The organism is Enterobacter sp. Taxon_8 (assembly GCF_058354585.1).
Genome location: NZ_CM177989.1, coordinates 3,597,382 through 3,615,219, shown reverse-complemented (window position 1 = coordinate 3,615,219; position 17,838 = coordinate 3,597,382). Strand labels below are relative to the sequence as shown.

The window sequence follows — 17,838 nt, the reverse complement described above, 5'->3', positions numbered from 1 at the left end:
GAACGAACTCAACAAGGCTAATGATTTCTAAATGATACTGCACAGCGAAATGTTTTTTGAATATAGCAGCCAGTTATTTATTTTAAAAGAATTTATGAGAGCAAAAAACTGCCTACCACCTGGTTCTGTCAGCAATAAGAAAGGTCGCAATTTTATATTGCGACCTTTCATGAAGCAAAAATAATGCTACATTTCAGGTGCTAATGTTTAGACTTTTACCAAATATATTTCAAACCTGCCATCCCGGTAATCTGACTATAATCATTTTTACCTGTCTGGAAACCTGCATTGACCCATGAATGCAGATTGTTGGTAATTCCCCCTTCAAAACCACCTTTAATTTCATAACGGCTGGAGGGGATATCGTCATACACTTTTTGCTCATTCATCTGAATAGAGTTCGCCGCAGTTTCGTGCCACCAGTTTGCTTCAATAAACGGTTCTATTATAGACCGATTTTTTATCACGCGACCAAATATACGAGCTCCCAAGCGAGTGGTAAAACCATCGGCATCTGCACCGTGAATTCTGGTGCCATTCGTTTCAGCAAAATCATCATTATTCATTCTGGAATAAATCATCTGCGCCTGAGGTTCAAGGTACAGCGATTTATCTCCGTTTTCTATAGCTTTATAAACATACCCTGTCTCCAGAGATGCCTGAAGGACGTCACTGTCATATTTTTCGGTGTTCAGTTGTTCCCCTTTAGTTTCGTTATTAAACCAGGAGTATTGGAGCGATGAATCGACATAAAGGCCTGCCATGCTTTTTGCATCCGCATACCAGGTACCATATAGCCCCGTATTGTAGCCATGTACTTTGCCAGTAGAATGACGAGCACCAGATTTAGACGTTGCTGAATAAGAATCAGTTTTTGCATATCCAGAGCCAAACATAAAACCTACATGCATACGATCATGCCCATTAGACGTCCAACTTGTCAGATCGTTGCCCAGTTGGAACATCGAGGTATAAGTCTGCTGATCGATGCTACCCGCACTTCTTCCTTCTGTACGAGAACCAGAGGTGCGTATCCATGTCGATGGCATCACATCATCCGTAGGCAAACTCTGTGTCAGGTGTTGTTCACCGATACGATCATGCATGGTGCTTATAAACATTGCCTTAGCAGCGGACTGATTACCTAAATACGAACCCGCTTCCGGACGAACAGGAGCAGCTTTTGGTTCAGGTGTTGGCTCAGGTGTTGGCTCAGGATCTGGAACTAAAGCTAAATCTGATGTCAGATACCAGTTCTTGTCAGAAGCTGAATTGCCTTTCACCAGCGTATAATCATAAGCTCCAGCAACAATACGACCATTCTGAGTGAATACACCGTCAGAATTTCCTCCTACCTCAATAACCTCAATACCCTCGATCGTTTTTGCGCCTAAACCGCCAACATTGTTGATCGTGACATTAGTGGTACCAGCAGTATCACCAGTAATTATTAGCCTGCTACCAGGTGAATCAGTATCACCATTTAACGCCATATTCATTATTAACTGACCGTTGTTACCGGTATAGTCGCCGTCTATTGTAAACGAGGACATTTCTCCGTCGGACATCCCCGGTGCGGCTGAAGCAATCGCCAACGTACCATTGTTCATTAGGTCACCATTGAGTGAGCCATATCCTCCGAACGTTGCGCCTGAATCAACGGAAACATTGCTATTCAATTTACTGTCACTATCAGCAATAAGCAACGCTCCCGCTTTAACGGACGTTCCTTTAGTTAAAGTGATTTCATCTCCTTTAATAAGCCAGGTGTTACTTTGTTTTTTATCGAGATATTCGAAATCAGAATATTGATACTTGGTATCAAGAACGCCAGTTCCGGTCTCTCCGAGTAATGTCAAAGTGTCATCACCCCCGCCAGCTTTAACATCTCCGACGATAACAGATGTCGTTTCAAGCTGAAGCTGATCATCATTATCGCCCATAATAATTGCATCTGTTTCGCCGGAAATTTTACCAGAGTTATGAATTATATTTTGGCCATATGACTCAATAGCTGTTGTTTTTGCGGTAATTTCACCGGCATTGTTTATATTTACCACCGAAGCATCATTGGTGGTGTAAAACACGCCCCCCATTCCCGCATCAATCTTTGCCTGTTCGCTATTGTTCAGGTTAATATTGAGGGCGGTAGTGTTGGGGGTTTGTAGATTGAAAAGATATGGGCCATTTGCTTTAATATAATTTTTGTTATCAATATTAATGCTTAAATCTTTGCTTACCGAATCTGTAGCAAATATAATTTCCTGATTACTGCCATTTAAGTCTATTGACCCATTATTGACGAAATTAAAATCCCCCCCCACTCTATAATGAACGAAATAACGTCCGGTATTTGCATCGCTTTCAACTTTACCATTATTCAGGAAGTTCATTTGAGTTGCATCGACTTCATAAACGCAATTGTCTTTTATATCGGGAAGAATAAGAACTCCTGTCTCTGTAATTGTAATATCATCACCATTCGTTGATATAGTATTCCCTGCATTCACGCTTTCAGTGTCGTCAATTGTTATTGGTGACGCCATGATATTTGTCGAAATAAAGCCAAGTAGTAATAAATAATAATTCAAGGGCTTTAGGTTAATGATTTTTTTGATAAGTGGATAATCTTTTGAATAACGCATTATAAACTTCCAGTAAATATGTAAAAATATAAACCCACTTTCGTTGCGAGATGGGTTTAATTCTCTTTTCCATGTCGACACATAACAATTGAATGTATCTAAATAATTCTTATTTATTGCGACAAAAAAAGCAAAAAAAATCCAATCCTAAAAAGGATTGTAGAAAAGTTACAATGCAATCATCTCATCCATAAAAAATTCAAAACAACTCCTTGAAATTAATGAAATATTGGTAACGCATTCGTTACATTCTTTGCGGGGTTTCGAAGGACACTATTGATGGGAGATTATGCGAGTATATACATAAGGGAAACGTCTTCAGAAATCCTGAGGTAATCAAGAGATGAATATATCGCGGTTGAGGGCTGCCAGCGCGACATTCATCTCATCAGGTAACTGTGATACGAAGGCGATGGTATCAGTGATCGGACTGAGGTCCTGATAATCATTTTACTGTAAGCATCAAAATTCAGCGGAAGAGCATCGTCGGAATTTCGTTAACGGCCAGCATCCACCACCCAAAATCTTTCAACTGCCGGTCTGGCTTCAACATTCATCAGGAAAACATCCCTGTTCGATTGCTTTGTGTCGTTACTACTAATTCCTTCAGTCAGAAGAATGCGTTATTTTTGAAGACGGGATTCAGCCAACTTCTCCCGCAGCATATCACAAATAACCTTACCATATGTGTAGCAATTCCCGACTTTTTAACAAAAGTCATTTTGCTCTGAATTTGAAGATCCGGCGTTACCGCTTTTCGGATATTCAGTGAAAAAAGAAGAATAAGCATAGATTAAACATACATATATGTCTCGCATCTGCTATATTTACATTCTTAGCAAGTATCTGTAATCACACTCTTAGTGTTATGTATGATTTACAGAATTTGCTCACTTTAGAGCAAAGGACCTGAAGGGAAATAAAGCAATATCCATTTAACTGTTACTGAACGGCTCTATAAGCAAACGTGTATTCCCATGCGTAGGTGTCGGTGGCCGGATAAATTAACTTCTTCCTGGTTGGTCGGTCAGAGCCCACATTTCATCTGAATACACGATACTGCAAGAGTTTCTCTTATTGAAGAAAGCGAGAAAATCCTTGTATCTTAGCGTTGATAATGAATGGATTATTAATATCGCAGCGTATTAATCAACGAAAAACAGGTCATGACGTTGGAAGTAAAAATGTTTTTTTCACGAATATTTATGGTTTAAATCGATCGTCCCAGGGCATTAACCGATGAGCATCCGATTTTAATTTTTCAGCCTCTACGGGACGGTTTAAAAAGTTGAGAATATTAATCTGATCGTTATACGCGTCTTCATCCATATGCATCTTTATCCATTGGGCATTACTGCTTGCGTATCTCTCAAGTTCGGTTATATCGCCTGACTCATTAAAATTTATGAGTTGCAAAAGCGCAATATCTCGCTGATAACGCATCTGCATTAGCCAGGGTACAGACAGGCGAGTAATGCTTTGAGGTGCCTCCAGCCGGGCAGTTTCAAAATTACCCAGCACAATACTGGCGTTAAAAAGCTGAAATGAAAGCACGATGCCATACAGTGAAAGTGCAATCAGCGGAACGCGGAATAGGGAAGAGCGGAGGTTTACCACACGGGTATTGCCCTCTGCGACTGCCATCAGCAGCAGTACGGCAAAGAAATGTGCGACTGAATAGTATAGCGGGAATTCCACTTGGGTATGTAATAAAATCGGTAGAGTAATTAAAAGCGAAGCCCACTGCCATATACTTTTATGTCGGCGGAACAATACAATCCAGCTCCATAGCAAACATAGCCCGCCTGCCAGCGCCAGGATGCCGCCTTCCGCCCATATAAAGAGCGTTTCGTTGTGCGGATGTTGCATCATTTCACGGCTCGGGTTATCACCGGGCAAATCAGCCATGAAACGTTGAAACGCCGGCTCAAACATTCCAAGTCCCCAACCCCTCCACGGATGCTCGCTTATCATGCGCAGCGTGTAATCCAGCGTTAACCAGCGTTGATTGTTAGAGCTTTGATGTAAAAGTGAATCCACAACACCCTGCTGCAGCATCAACACACCGAGTAGACCACCGATTACTGGTAAGGCAACAATCAGTGTCCGTCGCCATAGAGTAGAACAAAGACGAAAGCGCTGTTGAAAAAACAATATTGACGTGCAACATACAGCTATTATCCCACCGAGCCAACCAATACGGGAGTGGAATAATACTATAGTGGCTGTAATTATGATTATAAAAGTAGATATAAATAATAATCGTAAGCGTTCCATTATAGCTTCATGAAGATTACGTCGTGTATCTGCAAGCAAGTAAAGTAACGCCAAAAGTCCAGTAGCCAAAAAAGATGCTGTAACATTTAACTGTTGAAATACACCGGGAGCATAGCCTGAATACTTTTTTGCGAGTTCGTTTAATGGAAAAGGCAAGTAATTGGGACAATAAAACCCTACTAATGAAAGGCTGCATTCAATAAAGGCAGATAAAGATATAATATAAAAAATAGCAATAGCCTCCTTCTCTTTGAAACGATGTTGCAGTAGTGTCATATAAACAAAAAAACCGGCCCAAATGCCAGCCAGTCTAGGCATTGCGTTAGGTAATGCTGTATGCGGAGACCAGAATGCAGGTATTGTAAATAATACTATGCATGCCAATATTAGCCATAAAACTGGACTGTAATGAAAGCTTTTTTTCTTGTTGAAAAGCCAAAAAAACATTCCCAGTAAAGAAATAAAACACCAGCCCAACGGATTCATTGGCAAATTCATTCCGTAATCACCATTATTAGGCCAGGGAAGATGCATCAAAAACAACCAATAAAAGCAGAAAAGCATGAATAGTGAAACGTTTATTTTTTTTAGCCAACTTTTTTTTCTAGAGTAAGTGCTCATTATAATCTCTTAAACTAAACAGTACTACGATTATGTATCATTCAAAAAAAGTGATTAATAATATAACGATGCAATTGGAATATATATGTAAATAAATCGTAAGATAAAATTTATAATCAATCATCCTTTATTTTTACTTTGAAAGACATAGCTTGAGATGTGTCTTCTTTTTAGATGTAATGTCTTTACTTGTTTTCATTTTCACCTGAAAATGGTCTAATTAGATAAAGATTCATTTCTTGCTGTTATTTAAATACGAGAGTGTGCTGATAATCTAAATTGCTTTTTCATTTGAGGTGAGCTAACCAACTGATTTTAAAGGATGATGAATTCTTTCGCATGATTAACAGTGTAATAAATAGCTCAATGGATTAAATTGTCATTCATTCTTACAGGGCGAAATTATTTAATAATTTATTTTGAATGCTATTTTTATCTATAAGATACCAGTTGACTGTGTATCATAAAATTTGAATTTAATGCTGAGTATATATTGTTCACTCTACTGCAATAATCCAGGCTGAAGCAGCGCCAGCGAGAATCAGTATTTGATAATTTCATGCGCGCATTTAATCCTATTTGTAACAATCTGTAGTTGTAAACAATCATTTTGCTAATATATCGAACGCCATCCAGAGGTGTGTGAGTTTTTTTCAATGAATTTATGTTGTTAATGTTCGTTGTATAAGTGTGTTTATAATTTAAAGGGATTTGACTTGTTGCTAAGTTATTTCCCTGAGATATATTGAAATAAAAAACGAACAAACAAAAAAACAAACAATGATGTCCCATTTTGTTTATCCTTTCTTATCAAATATTCTTCCCACGCAATAAAGTATCAATTCTTTACTTAAATAAAATAATGCATTGTCATCTTTAATAACCAATGGGATGCATGGGTAATTTTCTGGCCTTTCTTCCTGAATGGCTTGTTTTATTTCTTCTTCTGAAAACATGCTGAAATCATATTGCTCTTTATACCAATGCTCGAATTCTTCTTCAGAGGATAGTACGCGTAAGTTTTTGTTAAAATTATCTATGGTGGAAATGATTTTTTTCGGCATAAATAAATCCTCGGCAATGATAACTATTATATAGTAACATAATTCCTGGTGAGCATTATTCCAGGGGGTGGTATAGATCATAGGGAATAAAAGCCATGTTTTAAGTTGGCTTTGTGGGTTAAATTCCATAGGGGAAATTAACCTTATACATTATCATTGGCTAGTTAAAATTTATAAGGGAGTTTGTTAATCTTGCCTAAAATACCTTTCGAAAGTTCTATATATCCTCCAACTTTGAGTTCTCGAAGAATTGCCATAACTCTGCTTCTTGATAGATTTGTTTTTTCTTGTATGTAATCGCATGCACTTATATTCAAACGTACGAATTCATCTTCATTCATAAGATCCTGAAGATTTATCTTTATTAATTCGTAGGTGCTTAAACCTACGCTTGTTAGATATGAACTATATAGGCGTTTAGAACTAAACATCATGATATACGCTATCTCCTTCCAAAGATTATCTCGTTCGACAATAGCAAAAAAATTCATGGTTGGGATAATTTCATATCGGACGTTTTCACCTGCCTTTAAATAAACATCTTCGTTTACATTAATTAGAGCATTCAATCCAAAAATCATAGCACCTCTAATGTATCGTATTAATAAGTTATCATTATTGCGATAAATAGCCATGGTGCCTTCGTGTAAAATTAAAGTCATCGGTTCAGGATTATGACCAAGTGATATAATCTGGCGAGCATGTGCAATACGAATATGTGATGGAGTGGATACAGCCATAATCACTTTTTCAATATAACTTAAAGGTTTCATAGTTGTTTAAGTCCAGTTGCTTAATTATGCTAAGTATAACAAAAAAAATAGCTATTCATTAGATTTTAATCTTTAATGGTTACTTAAACAATTTTTCGAAAGGGTTTATCGTTAAACAGCCAGTAAAAAAGCTGTTTAACGAATATCTAAAACATCTTAATTGTAGGCGAAGGACATCGTAATCACCGCACTGATCGTTCCCGGGGTAACGCCACCTGATTTGCTAAATGCACGTGTCTGTAGATCCCAGGTTGGTTTACCGCCCGTTGCATCAGCAATAGTAATCGTCGATGTCTTACCGTTACCGTATGCTTCTCCGGCCTTTCCTTCTAGCTGTACGGCCACGTTGGTTGCCGTACCGGTGTTGCTGTAGAGAGTGTTCGCGTCAGCTGCATCAGAAGTGCCATGGAAGGTTGCTGTCACGCTGGATGTCCCTGCCGGGCAATTTTCGAGGGACACCGTAATAGGCACCCATGCAGAGCTGCTGCCGGCGGCATTTAGATCCGACGTTTGCAGATCTTTACCACTACCTAAGTCAATAGTCATATTTTCGCTGTCGGCGCTGACTTCGCACGGAGAGGCAACCACGTTACCTGTTATGTTCAGCGTCACCGGATCAGCGAGGGCAAAATGTGCCAGACCCGAAGCGATATAAAGTGCGGTCATTGTTGCGAGAGAAAATTTATTAATATGAATCATAGGTATAACTCGTTTATACAGATGTTGAATGCAGTGATCCCACTGCGCCAAAGTCACTAATAACACTAAATTGCAGATTTCCGCCGTTCACTCCCGAGGGGAGATCAAATGTCGTGGTGGTGCCTGGCGCGGCATAAGAGACATTTTGCAGCTTCTTTCCGGCAAGGATAATTTCATTGAAGTTGATAAAGCACGGCGTTGGATTTGTGATCTCCAGTTTATGGCCAGAGACACGCCAGCTAAGTTTGCCGCTCTCTTTTTCAACGTTAATATCTTTAAGTGCCGTCGGGCGATAAATCAGCTTGATGCTGGTAGCGACGGCTATCTGCAAGGTGTTTTTTTCGCGCGGAGCAGACGGGATAGCCTTTACGCGTAACCAGAACATCGACTCTTTATCCTGCGGCAGGCCGCCGGTCATAATGATTCGCATCAGATTCTCTTTCCCACCATTCAGTCGATAGAGCGGAGGGGTAATGATAAATGGGGGTTTTTTCGGATCGCTAGTCAGATTATCAACAACGGTTTGAATCAGATAAGGTGTACTATCCGGATTATTTACGCTTAACGACACCTCTTTTTTATCACCGTTATAAAGCAATCGAGTACCGCCAATATTAACAGTAGCGTTGGCGTTAACACAGCTTGCCGAAACTATACAACAGAGCAGAGCAGATAATATTATTTTCAACGGTATACTCCAGGGTAATGAGCTATTCCATAATAAAGTGGTTTGCAAAATCCGTGCTGATAATGCCAATATATTCTTTCTACAGGGGAACTGTCTCTGTTTTTTTAGTCCTGTTTGAAATCCTAAATAGGACTGGATTTTTATGTACATTGAGCAGTGAAACCAAGAACAATATGCCTGATGATAAAACGTGGTAACGCGGGATATCGGAATATGACAAGGGAAAGTTTAATTTTGTTTCTGGAGTATGAATAATGAAAAAGCAAGTTTTGGCTATTATTGCCGCGTCCTTTATCGCTGGCACTAGTTTCACTACTCAGGCAGCAAGCACGACGACGGTAAGCGGCGGCACCATTCAATTTTTGGGTTCCGTTGTCGACGCGCCCTGCTCTGTGAGTGCTGATTCTGAACATGGCATCGTGACTCTGGATCAGGTCACCCTTGACAGTTTGGGTACAAAAGGCACTGCATCTGGTCAGGCCAAGGCATTTAGCATCAATCTGGAAAATTGCGATGTGACTACCTATACAAATGCGACCGTGACTTTCCACGGCCAGTCCAGCCCAGACCAGGCGGGCGTACTGGCTAACACCGCGGGTTCCGGGGCGGCAACGGGCGTGGCGCTGCAGCTGTATGGTCCAGATGGTAACAAACTGGATGTAGAGAAAGCATCATCCAGCCAGTCTCTGTCAAATGGTACCAACAAGATCCCAATGAGTGTGGATTACATGACGACTGCGGATGCGCCAACCGCAGGTGCGGTTGAATCTATCGCGACATTCCAGATCACTTATTCCTGATCTGAAAACGCTCTCCCGATACGAAGGGAGAGCGTTAGTTTCACACCGAATAATTATTTTTAAAGAGCAAGAGAAAATGTTTCGTCTTTTTTTAATGATAATTATCACGTTTTTATTCAGTTATTTTGCCAATGCTAAAAGTTCAGTAAATTTTAGCGGTGGCGACATGCGTTTTTATGGTTCTGTGGTAAACGCCCCTTGCTCCATAGAAGCACAAAGCCTTCACCAAAGCGTGATGATGGATCAGGTTCGGGCAGCTGATTTCCCGTCTCGCGGCAGCTGGTCAGAACCGAAAACCTTTTGGATTAAGCTTGATAACTGCAATAACGAGCTTTTTCATCTTGCCTCAGTCGCTTTTACGGGCTCAGTCGATACGAATGACCCGCAGGTTTTTAAAGCCGGTTTTGGGGCTGATTCAGCTAAAGGCATGGGGATCGGTATTTTCGACAGTAAGGGAGAGTTAATTATTCCTGACTCAGCCCCCCTTTCACTATATCCGCTTCTTAATGGAAAGTCCGTTTTGTATTTTACCGCCAAATACCGATCGGTCTCTGAAAAAGTCGTTGCAGGCGATGCTAGCGCGGCAGTGAACTTTTCAGTGATTTATCAGTAAGCAGTATAGGGAAAAGAATTGTTTAATTTTTATTTCGGAATGTGCAATGAAATCCACTTTGACATTACTACACGCTATACGTGTTTCGTTAACAGTTATAGGTATATTGGCTTCAGTTATTTCTCTCGTGCTGTCAAACAGTGCCGCTGCAGCGGGCGTTGCGTTGGGCTCTACCCGCGTGATTTACCCTCAGGACGCTAAACAGACCAGCATTAATGTAATTAATAGCGATCTGCATGATTCTTTCTTAGTTCAGTCTTGGATATCTGACGACAAGGGCAATAAAGTCCCTACGTTTTTCGTCACTCCACCGCTGTTTGTGTTGAAACCGGGTAAAGTCAATATTCTGCGTATGATCTATAGCGGCCCGGCGCTGCCTGACGATAGAGAGTCCGTTTTCTATCTCAATAATAAAGCCATTCCTTCGCTGGGCAAGTCGGCTCCGGCGGGAAATTCCCTGCAAATTGCCACCCAGTCGGTGATCAAACTTTTTGTTCGCCCGGCGCATCTGACCGTTAAGCCCGCTGATGCCGCCGCCATGCTGCGTTGTCGGGGCGAAGGACCAAACCTAACTGTTTCTAATCCATCACCCTATTTTGTCACCCTGGTCAACGTTACCGTAGGCGGTAAAAAACAGCCGAACATGATGGTTCCGCCAAAAGGCAGCGAGACCATCAAGGCAGCTGGTGCTGTCACTTACCAGACGCTGAATGACTTCGGCGCGGTGACTCCCGCGCTGACCTGCAAAGCTTAACAATGGTAAACGTGATGGCTATCCGAAAAGAAAGACGCATGCTGTCAGTTGTGCGCTGGCGCATTTCGCCGCTGGCGCTGATGATTGGTACCAACCTGTTTTCAGGCTGTGTGCTAGCGGACGAGTATTTTAACCCGGCTTTTTTGACCGACGGCAAAGGGCAGGTGGCCGATCTGTCAAGCTTTGAGCGGGGCGGCGGCCAGGCACCAGGCGTCTATCGCGTTGATGTTTATCTGAATAATGATTTCGTGGTCAGCCGTGACGTCGAATTTAAGGAACAGAAAGCGGCGAATCCTGCCGCTGATGATACGGGGCTGGTGGCCTGCCTGTCGGCAAAAACGCTGTCAGATATGGGCATCGATCTAAATATTCCTGAAGGCAAAGCGCAGGCCATTGACGGACAGTGTGTCAACATCGCTTCACTGATTGATGGTGCAACGGCCAGCTTTGACTTTGGCCATCAGCGTCTGGATCTCAGCGTGCCCCAGGTAGCGCTGAAGAACACCGCACGTGGCTACATCGCGCCCGAAAAATGGGATCAGGGCATTAATGCCCTGCTAATGAACTACAGCTTCAGCGGATCGAACAGCAAAGATCAGAGTGGTAAAAGCAGCAGTAATTTTCTCGGCCTGAACGGCGGGATTAACGTTGGCCCGTGGCGCTATCGCGACTACTCCACCTTTAACCGCAACACCAGCAGTAACGGACAGACCTCTACCGAATGGGAGCACGTCAGCGGCTTTATTGAGCGCACGATTATCGCAATGAAAAGTGAGCTCACGGTGGGTGATAACTACACGTCGGGCGACGTGTTCGACAGCATCAGCTTTCGTGGCGTGCAGTTGGCATCAGATGACAACATGCTGCCGGACAGCCTGAAAGGCTTTGCGCCAACGGTGCGCGGCATTGCCAAAAGTAACGCGCAGGTCACCATCAAGCAGAACGGGTATATCGTATACCAGACCTACGTCGCGCCGGGTGCCTTTGCCATTAACGATCTGTTCCCAACCTCCTCGAGCGGCGATCTAATGGTGGAAGTGAAAGAGCAGGACGGAAATATTCGCACCTACAGCGTGCCGTACTCGGCCGTGCCGTTGCTGCAGCGCGAAGGGCGCATTAAGTATTCTCTGACCGCCGCGAAGTATCGCACCAGCAACGATCAGCAGGAGCAGATGTCCTTTGGGCAGGGTACCCTGATTTGGGGGCTGGCACACGGTATTACCCTTTATGGCGGCACGCAGTTATCCACCAACTACAAAGCCGTTGCGTTCGGGGCGGGGTTCAATATGGGAGACTGGGGGGCTCTGTCAGCGGATATTACCGGCGCGAAAAGCACGTTGATTGATGATACTCAGCACAGCGGACAGTCGTTGCGCCTGCTTTACGCTAAATCCCTTAACGAGTTTGGTACCAATTTCCAGTTGCTGGGGTACCGCTACTCGACTTCCGGGTACTACACCTTTGCTGACACTACTTACAAGCATATGGATGGTTATAACAGCGATCCGGAAAACGAAGATAACGATCCGAGAAATGACCATCCTCATTGGTATGACTACTACAACCTTTACTACACCAAACGTGGCAAGGTGCAGGTAGACATTTCCCAGCAGCTGGGGAGGCTGGGTTCAGTGTACGTGAGTGGTAGTCAGCAGACCTACTGGCACACCGAGGGGAAAGATACCCTGTTGCAGGTGGGGTACAACACGACATGGCACGATATCAACATGGGCCTGAGCTATAACTACAGTAAATCTTACGGCCAGCCGGAAGCGGATAAAATGATCGCTTTCAACGTCTCTTTGCCCATCGGCAAATGGCTGTCGCCAAAAGATTCCACTACGCCTAACAATGCTTTTGCGACCTACAACGCCAACCATGACAACCATGGCAGCGTCACGCGTAACGCCGGGATCAGCGGAACTTTGCTGGAGGGTAATAACCTGAACTACAGCGTGCAGGAAGGTTTTGCCAACAATGGTGCGGGTAACAGCGGTAGTGCCAGTCTGGCGTATCAGGGCAGCTACGGAAACTCGAACATCAGTTACAACTACAGCGATAACGGTGATTCCCAACAGGTTAACTACGGTATCTCTGGCGGCGTAGTCGCCCATCGTCACGGTGTAACATTCAGCCAGCCGCTGGGGGAAACCAACGTACTGATTGAGGCCCCAGGCGCGAACCGGGTGCGCGTTGAAAATGCCACAGGCGTGAAGACCGACTGGCGTGGCTATGCCGTGGTGCCGTACGCCAATACTTATCGCAAAAACCGCATTGCCCTTGATACCACCACGCTGGGTGACAAAGTAGACATTGATGATGCCGTGGTCGACGTGGTACCGACCAAAGGGGCACTAGTTCGCGCTTCTTTTAAAGCGCATGTGGGTATTCGTGCGCTGCTGACGATGCTGCATAACAATGAACCGATACCATTTGGGGCCACCGTCACGCGTGACGATGAGGGGGCTGGTAGCATTGTCGGGGAAGGTGGTCAGGTATATCTCTCCGGACTCGCGCCAAAGGGCAAGCTGAAGGTGCAGTGGGGAGAGGGCGACAATCAGGCCTGTAGCGCAGACTATCAACTACCAGTTGATTCAGAAACTGCTGCCATCACCCAGATGAAAATTATCTGCCGATAACAAGGATGAACATGAAGAAGCCAATAATTTTAACGTCAGGCACAGCCGCCTTGATGTACATTTTACTGTCATCCTTTGCGTTGGCTGCTGACTCGACGCTGGCAGTGACGGGGAACGTCATAGCCAGCAGCTGTGACGTAGACATAGGAAGCGTAAATCAGAAGATAAAAATCGGCACCTTTTCCGGCAAAGATTTCCCATCAGTGGGAAGCACCTCTGCATTTAAGGCGATGAATATAAATCTGTCGAATTGCTACGAAAAGCTGAAGACAATACAGGTGACATTTTCCGGTACTTCCGATGCGGATAACCCCGCGCTGTTAGCATTAACCAGTAGTGGAAGTGGCAACACGCTGGCAACGGGGGTTGGTGTCGAGCTGCTGGATAGTAGCGGTAAAACCATTCCCTTTGACAAAGTCTCTCCGCAGACATTTGACCTCGATGCAGGGGATAACACGCTTTCGTTCCTGCTGCGCTACAAGTCTACCCGCTATCCAGTGACCGCTGGCGAGGCCTCGGCGGTAATGTATTTCGATTTAACCTATCAGTGAGTACCATTGAATGACTTCAGGACAATGGAAAGGTGTGATGATTCTACTGTTGGTTTTATTTATTACAGTAGCACATGGTCATGATGGCACCGTCAATATTTCCGGGACGATTCAGGATAACACCTGCGAGCTGGCACCGGATTCGCAAAATAAAACGGTTGATATGGGAGTCGTGGCGGCTTCACAATTTAGGAGGGCAGGGGATTTTTCACCGGCTACACATTTTACCCTTAATTTACAAAACTGTGGCCCGGCGGCTAGTGGGGCGACGGTGACCTTTTCGGGTTCTGCCGATGGGCAGGATCCGGAACTATTTGCTATCGCAGCAGAGGCTGATTCTGCCAATGGGCTGGCTCTGGGGATTTTTGACAGAAACGGTAAGCTTATCGCGCCCGGAAAAACCAGCACGGAAGTAATATTAAAAGCTGGGCAGGCTTCAGTGGTGATGGAGTTTTCAGCACGATATGTGTCTGTTCAGAATAGTGTTACAGTGGGGAGTGCAAACGCTGTTGTAACTTTTATAGTAAACTATTTATGATATTGAGCTTCTCATTTTCTTTAACGTCTGATCTAAAGCTATTCGCACTAGTTAGTGCCCCACTCATGTCGTAATGGCGATGTCAAGATATTTACTTTCCTAAATGGGATTGTTTTTTATTTTATCAGTATGCATTTTAAACTTAATATGATGTGAAAAGTGTTTTGTATTGTTTTGACTTAACTGTTTCGCGAGGTTTTATGTTTATTAGATATTGCTTTTTTTTTTGATTCAAAGTATGTTGTCAATGAATTGTTTTGCTTCCACTGCTTATACTAATATGTGCACGCCTACCGGAGGCACCAAACAGTATACATTTAACATGGGTAACAAAGTAATCACAGACCCACTTCAAAATAAGGCTGGGACTTCTTTTGCGAACGTTTATTCGTGGGCGAATGCTGGAAGTTTTACAGTAACATGTAGCTGTCCGGGTAGTTATACACCACATTACAAGGCAACATCGTCACTCCCACCAGGACACAATGATGGTAATCAGTACTATAAAGTGAATGATAATTTAGAGGTTATGACGAAAATATATTTAATGAATACAACAACTGAAGGAACTGTTTATAAACCAGTACCTTTTGAAATGGTAAGTACAGCTTTGATAGCATGTAGCGGTCATACTTACATGTCAGGAGGTGATGGGAATATTTCATTATATATAACAAAGCCCTTTGTTGGTCAAAGTACATTCAATAATATAAAGATTGCATCTTTCTATATTTCTGCAGACTCTACGTATAGTAGTCAACAAGCTTCTGCAGATATAAATATGTCCGGCGTGATTACTGTCCCTCAAAACTGCGTAATCAATAGTGGCACCGCACTAGTTGTGGACCTTGGTAGTATTATAGATAAAAATTTCAAGGCTAAAGGTCAACTTCCGGATGGATATACCCCAAAAAAATTCAATTTTGGAATAAAATGTAATAATTTAGATGCTCAGGCATCTCTTTCACTTAGTATAACTGCGACACCCGCAACTGCATTGAGCACTGCTATCGCTTCTTCAAATAGCGATGTTGGGATTGTGATTGCAGACGAGCAGGGAACACCGTTAAAAATTAACAGTGACAATGGTCTTTCGTTCCATTTGGACTCAGACTTTACTACTGAACTTTCATTAATGGCTTGGCCTACATCAACTACAGGGAAGCTGCCTACAGCTGGAAAATTCGATTCAGTGGCACAACTCAATGTAACTTATCAGTAATATTGGCTAGTGGGTGCTAAATTAGAACCAATCTTAGTGAATAATTTTGAACATTGATCTGATATCGAATAGGTGTTGGGAGCTTGCAAGCTCCCATATGAATAATATCCTAATGTTAAGAGTATCTTTATGTGCAAGGTGAGTGCATCCAGATGAAAAACCGACTCTCCAAAAGAAGAGATGAACACTGTTCATAGTTTGGCCGCTGTAAGTACTCCCGCTTTAGTTTCTCGTATACTTTGATCTTTGTGAGTATTTTCCTATAAACGGTGTGTTTCTTGTATCAGTTTATTTAAGGATTCATAAGGCAACTTTCATTTATATTTCGTCAATCAGCCTTCTGTAATGCCGCGTGCTTAATTAAATTTTTTAAATATATAGAAATGCATTATTTCATGGTAGATTCAAGTAATACGCTCGATAAATATATTTTGTATTAGTTTACTCAGTTTTATAAAACCCAGCATCGTGCCATGTTCTTCAGTCCATTGCACCAGATAAAGAAAACTATAATTCTAGTCTATTTACCATTGACATATTTAGCAGATATCCGCGATTTGCCACTATCCTTGTTAAAAAATACACCACCTCGCTCAACGATAACGTCTTGCATGCTTAGCACACCCACATCAACAATATCTCGAGCACATAGTGGACGCGTTAATGCTTTATCGCTGGCTTTAAATCTTTTTCGATAATATTTTATAACGAACAATTTTGAACAGTTCGACAAACATCTGATTAAGATGACGGTGATATACTCAAGGTTTTTGTTTTTTTACATTTGCCGCTTCCGTCCCGGAATGTTTTATTTTTATTCATGACTATTCTAGGACGGTGATGAGCTGATTTTAAACGAATCGAATCCTACACATTGCGATCTCCGCAGGAACATAATCAGTATCTCGGAAGATCTCTAAAAGTGTATTTTTTTTGCCTGGATACTGACGGTTTGGCGGTGTAATCCGCAAAAACAGGTACTGGTTCACTCGATCCAGGGCATTCAGTACCAAGCTAAGATTGGCAGTCGTTACTGAAATCATACGGCCAGGAGGGCATCATGAGCCGTCGCGGTAACTGTCTCGATAACGCAGTTGCAGAAAGCTTTTTCCAGATGTTGAAACGCGAGCGGAAAAACAAAAAATTCTATGGAAAGCAGGAAGAAGCCATAGCGATATTTTTGATTATATAGAATGTCTACAACAGTAAGGGTCGTCATGATTCGAGCGATTAGATGTCATCGCAAGAATATTAAAATCAATATGATCAACGGACTGATATTGTCTGGATTATTCGTGGAGATTCACACATCTCTTGTAACTCATTAAACATCCTTGCCACATGAAAGCCATCGCACACCGAATGATGGACCTGCACCGCCAGCGGCAACAGCACTTTTCCATCCTGCTCGTAGTATTTCCCAAACGTGAACATAGGCGAAAAGAAGTTCTTCATATGCGCAATGTTCATCGTAAAGTTGGTAAAGGTTACCCACGGAATAGACGACACGAAAAAGATATTTTCCCGGGACTCTTTCTTAGGCCAGTAGGAAAGGTTATTGCCATAGCGGGCCGTATCTTCTGCATACGTGTTCTGGAAGTGATGAATATTGCCGTCATAGTGGCTCCACAATGACGAAAACGTCTCCGTTTCTGGGTGGAAAATGGTGTAGCTGGGATGAACTTCATTCCATATGACAAGCTCATTGTCCTTCATAGCCATGCGGAACTCAGGATGCCGGTTCATGATGTTAGACAGGAGAAAAATGATCGTCGGGTAAAACTTCCAGCCAACCTCTTTGATGTGTTTCCTCAGCGCGGTAATGTCGACCAGAACGGTTTGGTTAATTGTGCATTCAGCAAATGACTGGAAGACTTCAAAATGCTCCTTCCTTGGCCAACGAGATAAATCAACAGGCGTATACTCAGGGGCTGTTTTTTTCATTGCTTAACCT

14 protein-coding genes and 1 pseudogene are annotated in these 17,838 nt (G+C 42.8%); 8 read left to right on the top strand and 7 right to left on the bottom strand.

Annotation, left to right across the window (positions count from 1 at the left end):
- Positions 1-215: 215 nt before the first annotated feature.
- The 6 genes from AC4IBF_RS17230 to AC4IBF_RS17205 form a co-directional block, all read right to left on the bottom strand.
- Positions 216-2,645 (bottom strand): autotransporter family protein, encoded by a 2,430-nt coding sequence (locus AC4IBF_RS17230; protein ID WP_136195231.1) that lies wholly within the window; start codon positions 2,643-2,645, stop codon positions 216-218.
- Between the two features lie 1,203 nt (positions 2,646-3,848).
- Positions 3,849-5,543 (bottom strand): PglL family O-oligosaccharyltransferase, encoded by a 1,695-nt coding sequence (locus tag AC4IBF_RS17225; RefSeq protein WP_491462979.1) that lies wholly within the window; start codon positions 5,541-5,543, stop codon positions 3,849-3,851.
- A 797-nt stretch (positions 5,544-6,340) separates the two neighbouring features.
- Positions 6,341-6,736, bottom strand: a complete 396-nt coding sequence (locus tag AC4IBF_RS17220; protein WP_136195233.1) for a hypothetical protein — start codon at positions 6,734-6,736, stop codon at positions 6,341-6,343.
- Between the two features lie 35 nt (positions 6,737-6,771).
- The gene (locus AC4IBF_RS17215) at positions 6,772-7,380 is read right to left on the bottom strand and encodes a helix-turn-helix domain-containing protein (RefSeq protein WP_136195234.1); all 609 of its coding nucleotides are present in this window, start codon (positions 7,378-7,380) and stop codon (positions 6,772-6,774) included.
- A 156-nt stretch (positions 7,381-7,536) separates the two neighbouring features.
- A complete protein-coding gene (locus tag AC4IBF_RS17210; RefSeq protein WP_232057375.1) occupies positions 7,537-8,079 on the bottom strand; it encodes a fimbrial protein in 543 nt (180 codons plus the stop codon).
- Positions 8,080-8,092: 13 nt separating this feature from the next.
- The gene (locus tag AC4IBF_RS17205; protein WP_133293841.1) at positions 8,093-8,767 is read right to left on the bottom strand and encodes a fimbrial biogenesis chaperone; all 675 of its coding nucleotides are present in this window, start codon (positions 8,765-8,767) and stop codon (positions 8,093-8,095) included.
- A gap of 254 nt (positions 8,768-9,021) precedes the next feature.
- Here AC4IBF_RS17205 and AC4IBF_RS17200 point away from each other — a divergent pair, with 254 nt between their 5' ends.
- From AC4IBF_RS17200 to AC4IBF_RS17165, 8 genes and pseudogenes are all read left to right on the top strand, one after another.
- On the top strand, positions 9,022-9,567 hold the full coding sequence (locus AC4IBF_RS17200) for a fimbrial protein (protein ID WP_248172597.1): 546 nt from the start codon (positions 9,022-9,024) through the stop codon (positions 9,565-9,567).
- A gap of 76 nt (positions 9,568-9,643) precedes the next feature.
- A complete protein-coding gene (locus AC4IBF_RS17195; RefSeq protein WP_248172600.1) occupies positions 9,644-10,180 on the top strand; it encodes a fimbrial protein in 537 nt (178 codons plus the stop codon).
- 46 nt (positions 10,181-10,226) lie between these two features.
- Positions 10,227-10,934, top strand: coding sequence for a fimbria/pilus periplasmic chaperone (locus tag AC4IBF_RS17190; protein WP_133293844.1), 708 nt, complete (start codon positions 10,227-10,229; stop codon positions 10,932-10,934).
- 38 nt (positions 10,935-10,972) lie between these two features.
- Positions 10,973-13,573 (top strand): fimbrial biogenesis usher protein, encoded by a 2,601-nt coding sequence (locus AC4IBF_RS17185; RefSeq protein WP_240741446.1) that lies wholly within the window; start codon positions 10,973-10,975, stop codon positions 13,571-13,573.
- Between the two features lie 11 nt (positions 13,574-13,584).
- On the top strand, positions 13,585-14,124 hold the full coding sequence (locus AC4IBF_RS17180) for a fimbrial protein (RefSeq protein WP_232057377.1): 540 nt from the start codon (positions 13,585-13,587) through the stop codon (positions 14,122-14,124).
- Positions 14,125-14,134: 10 nt separating this feature from the next.
- Positions 14,135-14,662, top strand: coding sequence for a fimbrial protein (locus AC4IBF_RS17175; RefSeq protein WP_491462978.1), 528 nt, complete (start codon positions 14,135-14,137; stop codon positions 14,660-14,662).
- A 322-nt stretch (positions 14,663-14,984) separates the two neighbouring features.
- Entirely contained in the window at positions 14,985-15,884 is a 900-nt protein-coding gene (locus AC4IBF_RS17170; protein WP_158285460.1) for a fimbrial protein, read from the top strand.
- 935 nt (positions 15,885-16,819) lie between these two features.
- A pseudogene (locus AC4IBF_RS17165) lies at positions 16,820-17,118 on the top strand (IS3 family transposase); the annotation flags it as partial.
- Positions 17,119-17,150: 32 nt separating this feature from the next.
- Here the strand turns inward: AC4IBF_RS17165 and catA are convergent.
- Positions 17,151-17,828, bottom strand: coding sequence for a type A chloramphenicol O-acetyltransferase (catA, locus tag AC4IBF_RS17160; RefSeq protein WP_133293848.1), 678 nt, complete (start codon positions 17,826-17,828; stop codon positions 17,151-17,153).
- Positions 17,829-17,838: the final 10 nt, after the last annotated feature.

Excerpts from the sequence above, each read along its gene's own strand:
- catA (WP_133293848.1), bottom strand. The coding sequence starts at position 17,828 with ATGAAAAAAACAGCCCCTGAGTATACGCCTGTTGATTTATCTCGTTGG.
- AC4IBF_RS17175 (WP_491462978.1), top strand. The coding sequence starts at position 14,135 with ATGACTTCAGGACAATGGAAAGGTGTGATGATTCTACTGTTGGTTTTA.
- AC4IBF_RS17195 (WP_248172600.1), top strand. The coding sequence starts at position 9,644 with ATGTTTCGTCTTTTTTTAATGATAATTATCACGTTTTTATTCAGTTAT.
- AC4IBF_RS17200 (WP_248172597.1), top strand. The coding sequence starts at position 9,022 with ATGAAAAAGCAAGTTTTGGCTATTATTGCCGCGTCCTTTATCGCTGGC.
- AC4IBF_RS17170 (WP_158285460.1), top strand. The coding sequence starts at position 14,985 with ATGGGTAACAAAGTAATCACAGACCCACTTCAAAATAAGGCTGGGACT.
- AC4IBF_RS17185 (WP_240741446.1), top strand. The coding sequence starts at position 10,973 with ATGCTGTCAGTTGTGCGCTGGCGCATTTCGCCGCTGGCGCTGATGATT.
- AC4IBF_RS17215 (WP_136195234.1), bottom strand. The coding sequence starts at position 7,380 with ATGAAACCTTTAAGTTATATTGAAAAAGTGATTATGGCTGTATCCACT.
- AC4IBF_RS17220 (WP_136195233.1), bottom strand. The coding sequence starts at position 6,736 with ATGGAATTTAACCCACAAAGCCAACTTAAAACATGGCTTTTATTCCCT.
- AC4IBF_RS17190 (WP_133293844.1), top strand. The coding sequence starts at position 10,227 with ATGAAATCCACTTTGACATTACTACACGCTATACGTGTTTCGTTAACA.
- AC4IBF_RS17225 (WP_491462979.1), bottom strand. The coding sequence starts at position 5,543 with ATGAGCACTTACTCTAGAAAAAAAAGTTGGCTAAAAAAAATAAACGTT.
- AC4IBF_RS17230 (WP_136195231.1), bottom strand. The coding sequence starts at position 2,645 with ATGCGTTATTCAAAAGATTATCCACTTATCAAAAAAATCATTAACCTA.
- AC4IBF_RS17180 (WP_232057377.1), top strand. The coding sequence starts at position 13,585 with ATGAAGAAGCCAATAATTTTAACGTCAGGCACAGCCGCCTTGATGTAC.
- AC4IBF_RS17210 (WP_232057375.1), bottom strand. The coding sequence starts at position 8,079 with ATGATTCATATTAATAAATTTTCTCTCGCAACAATGACCGCACTTTAT.